Source organism: Rhizobium sp. 01L410 (assembly GCF_056400165.1).
Window position 1 is genome coordinate 240,250 of the sequence record NZ_JBFTST010000004.1, and the last position, 12,473, is coordinate 252,722.

The following is a 12,473-nucleotide window of genomic DNA, read 5'->3' on the forward strand; positions in this document are numbered from 1 at the left end:
ATTTTTCCTGCCTGAAGAATGCGGGACGAAATTTCATGCAAGTCGGGAATGCGAGATATTTGAAACCCGGTGATCTGCCGGAAACCGTCGCTGTTTTCCCCCTGACCGGCGCTCTCCTCCTGCCGACCGGGCAACTCCCCTTAAACATTTTCGAGCCGCGTTATCTCGCCATGTTCGATGCGGCGATGGCCGGAAACCGGCTGATCGGCATGGTGCAGCCGGCGCTCGTCGAGACCGATGACAAGAGCGGCGAGTGCAATCTCGCACCCGTCGGCTGTGTCGGCCGGATCACCTCTTTCGCAGAGACCGGCGATGGCCGCTATATCGTCTCGCTGACCGGCATCTGCCGCTTCCGGCTGATTGGCGAGAAGGTGACGCACGAGCCGTTTCGCACCTTCCGGATCGCACCGTTCATTTCCGATCTTTCGGCGCGTGACGAGGAGGATGCCGTCGATCGCTCGGCGCTTCTTTCGGCCTTCAGGGCCTATCTCGATGCCAACAAGCTGGAAGCGGATTGGGACAGCGTCGAGCGCGCGAGCAATCTGACGCTCGTCAATTCGCTGGCCATGATGTCGCCCTTCGGCCCGGCCGAAAAGCAGGCGCTGCTGGAGGCGCCCGACCTGAAAACGCGGGCGGAAACACTGATCGCCATTACCGAGATCGTGCTGGCGCGGGTCTTCGGTGACTCCGACACGGTTTTGCAGTAAGCAACCGGAATGGACGAAAAACTCAGCCGCGTCGATCCGAAGCTTCTGGAGCTGCTTGTATGCCCGTTGACGAAGGGCAGGCTGAGCTATGACCGGGAGCTCAATGAGCTGGTCTCGGAAAAGGCGAGGCTCGCCTATCCGATCCGCGACGGGATCCCGATCATGCTGGTTTCCGAGGCCCGAAGGCTGGACGACTAGATCGCTTCACCGGCGAGAAGGCGCGGATTGGTCCTGGTGGTCGTTCCCGCCGCCTGACCGATGAAGAACGACTTCAGGCCGGGCAGCCGATCGACGATGCCGAGGCCGACATCGCGGGCGATGCGGATCGGCGTCACATCATTCGAAAACAGCCGGTTCAGAACATCCGTCGTTACCCCCATGCGGAACGTGTCGAAGCGGCGCCAGGTCTGGTAGCGCTCCAGAATGTTGATCGAGCCGATATCGAGGCCGAGGCGGTCGGCTTCGACGATGGTTTCGGCAAGTGCGGCGACATCCTTGAAGCCGAGATTGAGGCCCTGGCCCGATATCGGGTGAATGCCGTGGGCGGCATCGCCGGCAAGCGCAAAGCGCGGTGCCACAAAAGACCGCGCAAGCGTCAGTCCGAGCGGGAAGGCGCGCTTGACGCCGATCACCTTCAGCGCGCCGAGCTTATGACCGAAGCGGCGCTCCAGCTCTTCCTCGAAAATCAGATCGTCGCCGGCAACCAGGCGGTTCGCATCGCTGGTGCGCTCGGTCCAGACGAGGGACGAGCGATTGTTGGTCAGCGGCAGAATGGCGAAGGGTCCGGAGGGCAGGAAATGCTCCTCGGCGCAGCCATTGTGCGGCCGCTCGTGCTCGACGGTGGCGACAATGCCGGATTGTCCGTAATCCCAGCTGACGGTCTTGATGCCGGCGAGGTCGCGCAGTTTGGAACGCACGCCGTCGCATGCGACCACGAGGCGCGCCTCGATGCTGCTGCCATCCGACAGCTCCACCGTCGCGTTATTTTCGCCGGTCTTCAGCCCCGTGGCACTCAGCCCGTGGCGGATCTCGATGCCGAGCCGCTCGCAGACGCCGCGCAACTCGCGGACCATCACCGCATTGGGGATCATATGCGCGAAGGGGCGGCCATCTTCGATCTCGCCGTCGAAGGTCAGGAACACCGGACGAACGGGATCCGATGTCTTGGAATCGGTGACGATCATCTTAATGATCGGCTGGGCCTCGCCGCGGATATTCTCCCAGATGCCGAAAACCTCCAGCATCTTTGCGGCGGCGGCGATGATGGCGGACGCCCGCATGTCCTTCTGCCAGACATGCTCGGGTGCTGCCTCGACGACGGCAACATCAAGATGCGGCGCCGCCTGCTTGACCGCCACCGCCGCGGACAGGCCCACATAGCCTCCGCCAACAACCAGCATATCAAGCATCGCGCACTCCTCAGCCTTGTGAATACAATCGCGATCTATATAGATCATCGCTCCCTTACTTCCTACTGCCGGGGGCAAGCAAATGACCGCAGCTGCGGCAAAACCGACCGCCATGGAAACCCTTCTCGCGACGCTCGACCTCGAGCCGATCGAAATCGACATCTTTCGCGGCCGCAGTCCGCAGGTCGGTTGGCAGCGAGTCTTCGGCGGGCAGGTGATCGGCCAGGCGCTGATGGCGGCGCAGCGGACAATCGAGCCCGGGCGGATCGTGCATTCGCTGCACGCCTATTTCATGCGTCCAGGCGATCCTTCGGTGCCGATCATCTATCAGGTCGAGCGCATTCGCGACGGATCGAGCTTCAATACCCGCCGCGTCGTTGCCATCCAGCACGGCAAGGCGATCTTCGCGCTTTCCTGCTCGTTTCAGATCGAGGAGCCGGGCTTCGACCACCAGGCCGGAATGCCGGATGTGCCGCCGCCGGAAAAGCTTCTCGGCGAGCAACAGATCAAGGACCAGTACCTCGCGCATGCGCCAGCTGCGATCCGCAAATACTGGGAGCGCGAGCGGCCTATCGAGATCCGGCCGGTTTCGCTGACGCATTATTTCTCCAGCGAGAAGCTGGAGCCGCGTCAGGACGTCTGGGTGCGCGCCACAGGCCCGGTGCCGGATGACAGGCTGTATCAGGCAGCGGTGCTTGCCTACCTCTCCGACATGACGCTGCTCGACACATCGCTTTATGCGCATGGGACGTCGATTTTCGATCAGACGCTGCAAGTCGCAAGCCTCGACCATTCCATGTGGTTTCACCGGCCGGACAAACTCGACGACTGGCTTCTCTACACCCAGGTTAGCCCCTCTGCCTCGGGCGCGCGCGGGCTGACCCGCGGTAGCCTGTTTACGCGCTCGGGTGTTCTGATTGCGTCGGTCGCCCAAGAGGGGTTGATTCGGAAAAAGGCAGATGAATAAATAATGTGCATATTTGCAGTTTTGCGCATTATTTAAGCTTTTATTGCGCCGTCAAATGCCTCAAAATTGGCATCCCTCGATATCGTCTTTACTTTTCAATAGCTTATAACGCGCCTCGAATCTGGCACGCCCCTTGAATGTATATCCCCGGTCGCTGCTCGCAAACGTCAGCGGCAAGGAGAGTCGGCTCCGTGCCGAGGATAACGAAGGATGGGAAACCAGATGAAAATTGTGATGGCCATTATCAAGCCGTTCAAGCTCGATGAGGTCCGCGAAGCCCTCACCGCGATCGGCATCCAAGGCCTGACCGTGACCGAAGTTAAGGGCTACGGGCGCCAAAAGGGACATACTGAAATTTATCGCGGCACCGAATATGCGGTCAGCTTCCTGCCGAAGCTCAAGATCGAAATCGCAGTCGCCACCGAGATCGTCGACAAGGCGGTCGAAGCCATCGCATCGTCGGCCAAGACCGGCCAGATCGGCGACGGCAAGATCTTCGTCTACTCCATCGACCACGCCGTCCGCATCCGCACGGGCGAAACCGATACCGAAGCGCTCTAAGAACCGCTGAGCAAGGAGCTTTTTACCAATGTCAATTTCGAAGTTTTCTTCCACATTTGCGCGGTTCGGCGCTGCATCGGCTGCGCTTCTGGCGCCGGTCGCTGCTTTTGCTCAGGACGCCGCGACGACGGCCGCTCCGGCCGCTGCCGCTGCTGTTGCTCCGGTCGCTGACAAGGGCGACACCGCCTTCATGTTCATCTCCACGCTGCTGGTTCTCTTCATGATCCTGCCTGGCCTGGCACTGTTCTACGGCGGCCTCGTTCGCGCCAAGAACATGCTTTCGGTTCTGATGCAGTGCACGATGGTTGCTGCGGTTCTGATGCTGATCTGGGTCATCTATGGCTACTCCTTCGCCTTCGGCGGCTCGGAAAGCCCGTATTGGGGCGGCACGGCCAAGATGTTCTTTGCCGGCGTCACCAAAGATACGACGGCTGCGACCTTCTCGCAGGGCGTTGTCATTCCTGAGTTCATCTTCGCGATGTTCCAGATGACCTTCGCTGCCATCACGCCTGCCCTGATCGTCGGCGCCTTTGCCGAACGCATCAAGTTCTCGGCAGTCGTTCTGTTCTGCGCGCTCTGGGCAACCTTCGTCTACTTCCCGATCGCTCACATGGTCTGGGACGCCAACGGCCTGCTCTTCAAGATGGGCGCGCTGGACTTCGCAGGCGGCACGGTCGTTCACATCAACGCCGGCGTTGCCGGTCTGATCGGCGCGATCATGGTCGGCAAGCGTACCGGCTACGGCAAGGACATGATGGCTCCCCATTCGATGACGCTGACCATGGTCGGTGCTTCGATGCTCTGGTTCGGCTGGTTCGGCTTCAACGCCGGCTCCAACCTCGAAGCTTCGGGTGGCGCCATGCTCGCAACGGTCAACACCTTCGTTGCCACCGCTGCTGCCGTCATCTCCTGGGCGATCGTCGAAACCCTGACACGCGGCAAGGCATCGATGCTCGGTGGCGCTTCGGGCATGGTTGCTGGTCTCGTTGCCATCACGCCTGCTGCCGGTATCGTCGGCCCGATGGGCGCGATCGTCATGGGTCTGATCGTTTCTCCGCTTTGCTACTTCTTCGTCTCGGTCGTGAAGAACAAGTTCGGCTATGACGACACGGCTGACGTCTTCGGCGTTCACGGCGTCGGCGGCATGTTCGGTGCTATCGCCACCGGCATCTTCGCCAGCGCGTCGCTCGGTGGCGTCGGTTATGCCGAAGGTGTAACGATGGGCGGCCAGGTCGTCACCCAGCTGACGGCTATCGCCACCACCATCGTATGGTGCGGCGTTGGTTCGGCGATCCTCTACAAGGTTGTCGATCTCATCGTCGGCCTGCGTGTTGCTGTCGAAGCCGAACGCGAAGGTCTCGACCTCGCGACCCATGGCGAAGCTGCCTACCACTCGTAATCAGGGGATTGCGGCGCCCGGCAAAAAGGGGGCCGCTGAACAGCCCGTCGCGGCCTATCGAAAACATAGACCGCATTTTGGCCCGGACCTTCCAAGGTTCGGGCCCTTTTATTTTCAACATGCTAATACCCTGATGTCATGGTTAACACCGCTTTAACCGTCCTCTGGTTAGGTGGAAGAGACGCATTCTGCGTGAATTGCGCGAGCGATTCGCGCCGCAGCACATGGACGGTAGGACATATGGCAAGAAGCACGTCGCCGGCGATCGATAGCCGGCCGGACCGTTTCTCCCTTTCAGGGTTCCTGTTCAGGCAGGCGCAGGCTCTACTGGGCTTTGCGATCTTCCTGATGCTGGCGCTCGCCGTTGCGGCGCTGGCCACATGGAACGTCGCCGACCCGAGCTATTCCTACGCAACCGGCAATGCGCCGAGCAATATCCTCGGCTATAGCGGCGCTGCCTTTGCCGATCTGGCGATGCAGTTCTTCGGACTTGCTAGCGTCATTGCACTTCTGCCAGTCGTTGCCTGGGCTTTGGCGATGATCTCCGGCCGTCATATCAGCCGCATCCCGGCGCGCGGCGGTGCGTGGGCGCTCGGCTCGGTGCTTTCCTCTGCCGTCATCGGCTGCTTTCCGCCACCACTGACCTGGCCGATCCCGAACGGTATCGGCGGCGTCATCGGCGACATGATTCTGCGCTTCCCGGCGCTGTTCGTCGGCGCCTATCCGACCGGAACATTCGCAACTGCCGTCGGCTGCGTCTTCGCGGTGCCGACCGTCTGGATGATGCTGTTTGCGGCCGGTCTGGTTGGCCGCACCGAAGAAGATGACGATATTGCCGAGGACTTTACCGAAACGCGCTCCAAGGCGCGTTCGGTTGGCGAAGCCGATGAGGATGATGGCGATGATGAAGGCGGCTGGCTTGCCTTCGGCGCGCTGACGCATGCCTGGTACATGAGCCAGGCGCGTATGCGCCGGCTCTTCGGCATGGGTCCGCGCAAGCGCCGCCAGAGCGACTTCGAATCGCCCTACGATTTCAACGATGACGAATTCGGCAAGCTCAACGAGCCGGTGCGTGCCAAGGCCCCTGCCGGCCGCGGCGAGCGTATGGACCCGTCGATGGATGTGGGTGCGACCTCGCAGCGCCGGATCGTTTCCGCGCCGTCGATTTCGCTCGATGACGATGACGACGATGATGCGTCTTTCGACTCCGACATGCCGCCGCGCCCGGCCGATATCCTTCCCGATGACGACGAGGATGGCTGGATGATGCGTGCCCCGGCGCATTCCGGCGGCAAGCATGAGCCGCGGGTAACGCCGGCAGCCTCCCGCCCGAAGCCAGGTGCGCGTCTTGACCGCGAATCGCAGGGCAGCTTCATCCGTCCGGAAGGCTTCCAGCTGCCGCCGATGCATCTTCTGGCCGAGCCGAAGAATGTCGTCCGCGACAGCACGCTGTCCGCGGATGCGCTGGAACAGAATGCGCGGATGCTCGAAGGCGTTCTCGAAGATTTCGGGGTCAAGGGCGAGATCATCCACGTGCGTCCGGGCCCGGTCGTCACGCTCTACGAACTGGAGCCTGCTCCGGGTATCAAGTCGTCCCGCGTCATCGGCCTTGCCGACGATATTGCCCGCTCGATGAGCGCGATCGCTGCCCGCGTCGCCGTCGTGCCGGGCCGCAACGCCATCGGCATCGAACTGCCGAATTCAACGCGTGAGACCGTTTATCTGCGCGAGCTGATCGCCTCGCGTGATTTCGAGGGATCCAAGGCGAAGCTCGCGATGGCGCTCGGCAAGACGATCGGCGGCGAAGCCGTCATCGCTGACCTCGCCAAGATGCCGCATCTGCTGGTCGCCGGTACCACCGGTTCCGGTAAATCGGTCGCCATCAACACGATGATCCTGTCGCTGCTCTACCGGATGACGCCGGAACAGTGCCGCCTGATCATGATCGATCCGAAGATGCTGGAACTCTCCGTCTATGACGGCATCCCGCACCTGCTGTCGCCCGTCGTTACCGATCCGAAGAAGGCCGTCGTTGCGCTCAAGTGGACCGTCCGCGAGATGGAAGAGCGCTACAAGAAGATGTCGAAGATCGGCGTCCGCAATATCGATGGCTTCAATGCCCGCGTCGAGCAGGCGCTTGCCAAGGGCGAGCAGATCTCGCGTACCGTGCAGACCGGCTTCGACCGCCATACCGGCGAGGCGATGTACGAGACGGAAGAATTCGATCTGCAGCCGATGCCATATATCGTCGTCATCATCGACGAAATGGCCGACCTGATGATGGTCGCGGGCAAGGATATCGAAGGCGCGGTGCAGCGTCTGGCGCAGATGGCGCGTGCCGCTGGTATCCATGTCATCATGGCGACGCAGCGTCCGTCTGTCGACGTCATTACCGGCACGATCAAGGCGAACTTCCCGACCCGTATCTCCTTCCAGGTGACGTCGAAGATCGATAGCCGCACCATCCTTGGCGAGCAGGGTGCAGAACAGCTGCTCGGCATGGGCGACATGCTCTACATGGCTGGCGGCGGCCGCATCCAGCGTGTCCACGGCCCGTTCGTGGCCGATATGGAAGTCGAGGAGATCGTTTCATTCCTGAAGACGCAGGGCGCGCCTCAGTATCTCGATGCGATCACAGCCGATGACGACGAAGATGGTGACTACGGTGGCGGCCCGGCCGGCACCTCCAATCTTGCCGATTCCGACGATCCCTACGACCAGGCGGTGGCCATCGTGCTGCGCGATGGCAAGGCATCGACGTCCTATGTCCAGCGCCGCCTCGGCATCGGTTATAACCGCGCTGCATCGCTGATCGAGCGTATGGAGCAGGAAGGGATCATCGGCCCCGCCAACCATGCCGGCAAGCGCGAGATCCTTGTTCCGACCGAAGGTGATATACTCGATCGCTGACACGTGAAAAAATCTTTCGAGGCAACGGCTTCACGGAAACCTGATCGCCTCGAAAACGTTACCTCTCGCAGCTATGCGTCTGCGCCATGAAGACGCCGCCTTTCGGCAGCAAGCAGGTCGCATAAAGGAGACCTAGATGAACAACTCCGATTCATTCCTGAACGGCTTTTCGCTGACGCGCCGCCATATGCTGGGCGCGATGGCGCTCGGCGCCTTGTCGGCCGCATTACCGTTCAATGCTTTTGCTCAGGCGGCAGCCGCGGGCTCTTCGACGGCACAGGCGATCGCCGACCATTTTTCGAGCGTCGGCACCATGCAGGGCGAGTTCGTGCAGTTCGGTCCGCGTGGCGAACAGACAGGCGGCAAGTTCTTCATCGAACGGCCCGGCAAGCTGCGCTTCAACTACGACGACCCGTCGCCGATCCGGGTGATCGCCGACGGCAAGAATGTCGCGATCGGCAATCTGAAGCTCAAGACCTGGAACCTCTATCCGCTGTCGAAGACGCCGCTCAGCCTGCTGCTGGCACAGAAGATCAATCTCAGCGATGGTTCGGTGAAGAGCGTCAAGGAAGAGTCGGACCTGACGACGATCGCGCTTGGCAACAATACCGTTTTCGGCAATTCGACGATCACCATGATGTTCGATCCGAAGACCTATGACCTGCGCCAGTGGACGATCACCGACAACCAGGGCAAGGACACCTCCGTGATGGTGTTCAACGTCAAGACCGGCGTGCAGTTCGACGACAAGGTGTTCCGGGTGCCTTACGAAAGCATTCCTGGGACGGCCGCCTCGCGCGACTGATCCTGCCGATCTCATCTCATTGAGGCGACGCCCGGCTTTGTCCGGGCGTTTTCTTTTGTCGCCCGTTTCCTCCGGCGCGGCTTTGCTCTAAAGCCTTTTCACCCCTCGATGAAAGGCATTGGCATGAGCTTCTCGATCACGACCTGGAACATCAATTCCGTCCGTCTCCGGATGCCGATCGTCGAGAAATTCCTGCTCAAGCATCAGCCCGATATTCTCTGCCTGCAGGAAACCAAGGTTCCGAACGAACTGTTCCCTTTGGCGCCGCTGAAGGCGATGGGCTACGAGCACATCCTGTTTCACGGCCAGAAGGGCTATCATGGCGTGGCGATCGCATCGCGGCTGCCGATCGTCGAGGATCACCGCTTCGACTACGGCGATGTCGGCCATGCGCGGCATATCTCGGGTATCTTCGAACGTGGCGGGCGCCGGATCCGGTTGCATAATTTCTATGTGCCGGCAGGCGGCGACGAGCCTGACATCACAATCAACCCGAAATTCGCTCACAAGCTCAATTTCGTCGATGAGATGAAGCTGCTGAAGGCCAATGCCGAGCCCAACACGTCCTCGATCCTGGTCGGCGATCTCAACATCGCGCCGCTGGAGCACGACGTCTGGTCGCACAAGCAGTTGCTGAAGATCGTCAGCCATACGCCTGTTGAGACCGAAGGTCTGCTCGAGGTCATCAAGCGCGGCGCCTGGCTCGATCTGATGCGCCAGCATGTGCCTGCCAATGAGAAGCTCTATACGTGGTGGAGCTACCGCGCCAAGGATTGGGAAGCGGCCGACAAGGGCCGCCGCCTCGACCACATCTGGTCTTCATCCGATCTCGGGCCGCTGCTGCAGCGTGTCGAGATACTCAAGGAAGCGCGCGGATGGGAAAAGCCATCCGACCACGTTCCCGTGACGGCGTACTTCAATCTCTGATCAGGAAAAGCGGTGGAGCTGGGCGGTGGCGCGCGCAGCGAGCTCCGCGATATTGTCGCGGATGCGGTTTTCGATGAGTTTGGCGGCTTCCGGATATTCCTCGATGAGGCGATGGAAGAGCGAGCGGGTGATGCGGATGATGCCGGTATCCTCGCGGGCGACCGCGGTATATTTGCGCTCCACCAGCGTCACCAGCGCAAGTTCGGAAAGCAGTGTTCCGGGTCCCGCGACACGCTCCACCCGATGATGCCCATCCTTGTCCATCACGGTCAGCTCCAAAGCGCCGCTGGTGACCACATAGGCGCTCTCCGCTGGAGAGCCCTCGCGGAACAGCATCTGGCCGGTGGAGATGACGCGGCGATCGGCGCCGAAGGCGACCAGGCGCAGCTGGTCGTCGGACATGCCGTTGAAGAGCGGCAACTGCGAGAGCGTGTGGATGTCGTCTGTCAGCGCCATCTGCGCATCTGCCTCACGGTATGATCTTGTATCCGCCGTTCTCGGTCACGAGGATTTCGGCATTGGACGGGTCGCGCTCGATCTTCTGGCGCAGGCGATAGACGTGGGTTTCCAGCGTATGCGTGGTGACGCCGGAATTGTAGCCCCAGACCTCTTCGAGCAGCACGTCGCGGGTCACGACCTTCTGTTCGGCGCGATAGAGATAGCGGATGATCGCCGCTTCCTTTTCCGTCAGCCGGATCTTCTGGCCGTTTTCGGCGGTCAGCAGCTTCTGGCTGGGCTTGAAGAGATAGGGACCGACCGTAAAGGTCGCGTCTTCGCTCTGCTCGTGCTGGCGCAGCTGCACGCGGATGCGGGCAAGCAGGACGGCGAAGCGGAAGGGCTTCGTCACGTAGTCGTTGGCGCCGGCCTCAAGACCGAGAATGGTGTCGGAATCGGTGTCGTGGCCGGTCAGCATGATGATCGGCGCCTTGAAGCCGCCCTTCCGCAGCAGCTTGACGGCTTCGCGGCCGTCCATGTCAGGCAGGCCGACATCCATGATCAGAAGATCGATCGGCGCCCCGCGGGCAGCCTGCACGCCCTTGCCGGCGGTCGATTCCTGGAGAACCGTGAATTCCTCATAGAGCGCGAGCTGCTCCGTCAGGGTTTCGCGGAGGTCGTCATCGTCATCCACCAGTAGAATGGTGCGTGCGGTCATGCGGCTTTGTTCCTCAGGTTCCGTCTTACAAGTCCTACGCCAAATTCGATGATTGGCAAAGAGCGCAAGACACGCGGTTGCAGCGCCCGGATCGATATGATTTCATCGAACATCCAAGCAAAACAAAAACATGTGACAATAATGGAAAAAACAAGGCAGAGAGCGGCAAAGCGTATCTCCACAATCGTTGTCAGGCCTCAACCGGGCAAAAAGAGCCGTGCGTTGGTCCAATGCGGGCCTTTCGTCGTGCCTGCCGCCATCGGACGGTCGGGCCGCAGTGTCCTGAAGCGCGAGGGTGACGGGGCCACGCCTGTCGCCGCGATGAAGCTGCTTTACGGCTTCAGGCGCGGCGAAAGTCCGCACCGGATCGCGACGCCGCTTGCGCTTTCGCGCATCCGTGCTGACATGCTCTGGTGCGACCAGCCTGAGCACGCCAGCTACAATCGTCTGGTCAAGGCTCCCTTCAGGGCGAGCCATGAAGAGATGAAACGCAAGGATGGCCTCTACGACGTCTGCCTCGTCATGGATTGGAATGTCTCCTCGCGGGCCCGCAACCGCGGCTCGGCGATCTTCTTCCACCTGATCCGTCCCGGCTATCAGCCGACGGAAGGCTGCATTGCGGTGAAACCGCAGGACATGCGCCGCATTCTTCCCTTCATGCGCAAGGGCATTGTCATCAGGGTTCTCTAGCTCCTAGGGATGATAATTGCCTGCGACAGTCCTATATGGCTTTTCGACGTCACGCTGCCCCGGCGTGCCTTCATTCAAACTGACGGAGACATATTGTGGTCAATCAACCCATCATCACTTTCCACGACGGACATTCCATTCCGCAGGTCGGGCTCGGCGTCTGGCAAACGCCGCAGGATATCGCCGCGCCAACAGTGCTGAAGGCGCTGGAAGCCGGTTATCGCCATATCGACACAGCATCCGGCTACGACAACGAGCAGGGCGTCGGCGAGGGCTTCCGCTCCTCCGGTCTCGACCGCAAGGACGTTTTCATCACCACCAAGCTGCGCAACCCCGATCAGGGCTATGACAATACGCTTCGTGCCTTCGACGGCAGCCTGAAGAAGCTCGGCATGGACTATGTCGATCTCTATCTCGTCCACTGGCCGTCGCCACATCGCGGTCTCTACCGCGAGACCTGGAAAGCCTTCGTGAAGATCAAGGAAGAGGGCCGGGCGCGCTCGATCGGCGTGTCGAACTTCTATCCCGATCATCTGGAGCACATTATCGGCGATACCGGCGTCGTGCCCGTCATCAACCAGATCGAGCTGCACCCCGACTTCCAGCAGAAGGCGGCGCAGGAGGCGCACAAGAAGCTCAACATCGTGACGGAATCCTGGAGCCCGCTCGGGCAGGGCAAATTCATCGCCAATGCCGTCATCGGTGAGATCGCCAAGAAGCATGGCAAGACGCCGGCGCAGGTGATCATCCGCTGGCATATCGATACCGGGCTGGTGGTAATTCCAAAATCGGTAACGCCGTCACGCATCGAAGAGAATTTCAATGTCTTCGATTTCAAGCTGGATGCCGACGATATAGCTGCGATTACCAAGCTGGATGACAAGGGTGCCCGGATGGGACCGGATCCGTACACGGCGACATTCTGATATCGGCAGAAACAAGAAG

Annotated in this window: 13 protein-coding genes; 10 read left to right on the plus strand and 3 right to left on the minus strand. The window is 60.8% G+C overall.

Features of this window, described 5'->3' with window-relative positions; all coding sequences use genetic code 11:
- The first annotated feature begins 35 nt into the window (after positions 1–35).
- Together AC1DV9_RS10835 and AC1DV9_RS10840 are read left to right on the plus strand one after the other, a co-directional pair.
- Entirely contained in the window at positions 36–707 is a 672-nt protein-coding gene (locus AC1DV9_RS10835; RefSeq protein ID WP_112385860.1) for an LON peptidase substrate-binding domain-containing protein, read from the plus strand.
- A 9-nt stretch (positions 708–716) separates the two neighbouring features.
- Positions 717–905, plus strand: a complete 189-nt coding sequence (locus tag AC1DV9_RS10840) for a Trm112 family protein (RefSeq protein ID WP_112385859.1) — start codon at positions 717–719, stop codon at positions 903–905.
- Here AC1DV9_RS10840 and AC1DV9_RS10845 read toward each other — a convergent pair.
- Positions 902–2,164: a ubiquinone biosynthesis hydroxylase gene (locus tag AC1DV9_RS10845; RefSeq protein ID WP_477947756.1), complete on the minus strand. Its 1,263-nt coding sequence runs from the start codon at positions 2,162–2,164 to the stop codon at positions 902–904. The two genes, AC1DV9_RS10840 and AC1DV9_RS10845, sit on opposite strands and share 4 nt — an antisense overlap.
- 34 nt (positions 2,165–2,198) lie before the next feature.
- On the opposite strand from AC1DV9_RS10845, the gene tesB reads away from it, so the two are divergent.
- The 6 genes from tesB (at position 2,199) to AC1DV9_RS10875 (ending at position 9,685) form a co-directional block, all read left to right on the plus strand.
- Entirely contained in the window at positions 2,199–3,083 is an 885-nt protein-coding gene (gene tesB / locus AC1DV9_RS10850) for an acyl-CoA thioesterase II (RefSeq protein WP_477947757.1), read from the plus strand.
- A 210-nt stretch (positions 3,084–3,293) separates the two neighbouring features.
- Complete coding sequence (locus AC1DV9_RS10855; protein ID WP_162698828.1) at positions 3,294–3,644, plus strand: P-II family nitrogen regulator; 351 nt, start codon at positions 3,294–3,296, stop codon at positions 3,642–3,644.
- 28 nt (positions 3,645–3,672) lie between these two features.
- A complete protein-coding gene (locus tag AC1DV9_RS10860; protein ID WP_477947759.1) occupies positions 3,673–5,043 on the plus strand; it encodes an ammonium transporter in 1,371 nt (456 codons plus the stop codon).
- A gap of 240 nt (positions 5,044–5,283) precedes the next feature.
- Positions 5,284–7,953, plus strand: coding sequence for an FtsK/SpoIIIE family DNA translocase (locus AC1DV9_RS10865; RefSeq protein ID WP_477947761.1), 2,670 nt, complete (start codon positions 5,284–5,286; stop codon positions 7,951–7,953).
- Positions 7,954–8,089: 136 nt separating this feature from the next.
- Positions 8,090–8,758: an outer membrane lipoprotein carrier protein LolA gene (locus AC1DV9_RS10870; RefSeq protein ID WP_112385854.1), complete on the plus strand. Its 669-nt coding sequence runs from the start codon at positions 8,090–8,092 to the stop codon at positions 8,756–8,758.
- A 123-nt stretch (positions 8,759–8,881) separates the two neighbouring features.
- Positions 8,882–9,685: an exodeoxyribonuclease III gene (locus tag AC1DV9_RS10875; RefSeq protein ID WP_477941178.1), complete on the plus strand. Its 804-nt coding sequence runs from the start codon at positions 8,882–8,884 to the stop codon at positions 9,683–9,685.
- Here the strand turns inward: AC1DV9_RS10875 and AC1DV9_RS10880 are convergent, their stop codons facing one another.
- Together AC1DV9_RS10880 and AC1DV9_RS10885 are read right to left on the minus strand one after the other, a co-directional pair.
- Positions 9,686–10,141, minus strand: coding sequence for a cyclic nucleotide-binding domain-containing protein (locus AC1DV9_RS10880; protein WP_477947763.1), 456 nt, complete (start codon positions 10,139–10,141; stop codon positions 9,686–9,688).
- Positions 10,142–10,154: 13 nt separating this feature from the next.
- Positions 10,155–10,838, minus strand: a complete 684-nt coding sequence (locus AC1DV9_RS10885) for a response regulator transcription factor (protein ID WP_112385851.1) — start codon at positions 10,836–10,838, stop codon at positions 10,155–10,157.
- A gap of 141 nt (positions 10,839–10,979) precedes the next feature.
- On the opposite strand from AC1DV9_RS10885, the gene AC1DV9_RS10890 reads away from it, so the two are divergent.
- Together AC1DV9_RS10890 and AC1DV9_RS10895 are read left to right on the plus strand one after the other, a co-directional pair.
- Positions 10,980–11,528: a L,D-transpeptidase family protein gene (locus AC1DV9_RS10890; protein ID WP_477947764.1), complete on the plus strand. Its 549-nt coding sequence runs from the start codon at positions 10,980–10,982 to the stop codon at positions 11,526–11,528.
- A gap of 95 nt (positions 11,529–11,623) precedes the next feature.
- The gene (locus AC1DV9_RS10895; RefSeq protein ID WP_477947766.1) at positions 11,624–12,454 is read left to right on the plus strand and encodes an aldo/keto reductase; all 831 of its coding nucleotides are present in this window, start codon (positions 11,624–11,626) and stop codon (positions 12,452–12,454) included.
- The last annotated feature ends 19 nt before the right edge of the window (positions 12,455–12,473 follow it).

Bases quoted from the DNA above. Each gene is read 5' to 3' on its own strand.
- AC1DV9_RS10885 (WP_112385851.1), bottom strand. From the start codon at position 10,838: ATGACCGCACGCACCATTCTACTGGTGGATGACGATGACGACCTCCGC.
- tesB (WP_477947757.1), top strand. From the start codon at position 2,199: ATGACCGCAGCTGCGGCAAAACCGACCGCCATGGAAACCCTTCTCGCG.
- AC1DV9_RS10845 (WP_477947756.1), bottom strand. From the start codon at position 2,164: ATGATCTATATAGATCGCGATTGTATTCACAAGGCTGAGGAGTGCGCG.
- AC1DV9_RS10860 (WP_477947759.1), top strand. From the start codon at position 3,673: ATGTCAATTTCGAAGTTTTCTTCCACATTTGCGCGGTTCGGCGCTGCA.
- AC1DV9_RS10855 (WP_162698828.1), top strand. From the start codon at position 3,294: ATGGGAAACCAGATGAAAATTGTGATGGCCATTATCAAGCCGTTCAAG.
- AC1DV9_RS10835 (WP_112385860.1), top strand. From the start codon at position 36: ATGCAAGTCGGGAATGCGAGATATTTGAAACCCGGTGATCTGCCGGAA.
- AC1DV9_RS10865 (WP_477947761.1), top strand. From the start codon at position 5,284: ATGGCAAGAAGCACGTCGCCGGCGATCGATAGCCGGCCGGACCGTTTC.
- AC1DV9_RS10870 (WP_112385854.1), top strand. From the start codon at position 8,090: ATGAACAACTCCGATTCATTCCTGAACGGCTTTTCGCTGACGCGCCGC.
- AC1DV9_RS10890 (WP_477947764.1), top strand. From the start codon at position 10,980: ATGGAAAAAACAAGGCAGAGAGCGGCAAAGCGTATCTCCACAATCGTT.
- AC1DV9_RS10840 (WP_112385859.1), top strand. From the start codon at position 717: ATGGACGAAAAACTCAGCCGCGTCGATCCGAAGCTTCTGGAGCTGCTT.
- AC1DV9_RS10880 (WP_477947763.1), bottom strand. From the start codon at position 10,141: ATGGCGCTGACAGACGACATCCACACGCTCTCGCAGTTGCCGCTCTTC.
- AC1DV9_RS10875 (WP_477941178.1), top strand. From the start codon at position 8,882: ATGAGCTTCTCGATCACGACCTGGAACATCAATTCCGTCCGTCTCCGG.